General features: G+C 66.2%; 1 protein-coding gene. It reads left to right on the top strand.

Features of this window, described 5'->3' with window-relative positions; all coding sequences use genetic code 11:
- The coding region (locus ACODTJ_RS29220) for an extracellular solute-binding protein (protein ID WP_488851741.1) at positions 1 to 420 on the top strand (420 nt) is incomplete at both ends.

The following is a 420-nucleotide window of genomic DNA, read 5'->3' as shown; positions in this document are numbered from 1 at the left end:
TGCGCCTCAAGGTGAAGGCCGGCGCCGTGACCTGGGACGTGGTCGCCAGCGGCTCGGGCAGCGCCGCCCGCGCCGGGGCCGAGGGCATCCTCGAGAAGCTTGACTACAAGGTCATCGACACCTCGAACTTCCTGCCCGGCACCAAGCAGGACTATTGCGTCGGCGGCGACGTGCTTTCGACGGTGCTCGCCTGGAACACCAAGACCTATGGCCAGAACGGGCCGCAGAGCTGGGCGGATTTCTGGGACGTGAAGAAATTCCCCGGCAAGCGCTCCTATCGCAAGGGCGTGGGCGGCGCGCTGGAGCCTGCGCTGATGGCGGATGGCGTCCCGGCGAACAAGGTCTATGAGGTCTTGTCCCAGCCCGGCGGCATCGAGCGCGCGATCAAGAAGATCCGCGAATTGAAGCCGCATATCGCGG

This window comes from Allobosea sp. FG18 (assembly GCF_057809495.1).
This window is presented reverse-complemented; position numbering and strand designations above follow the sequence as displayed.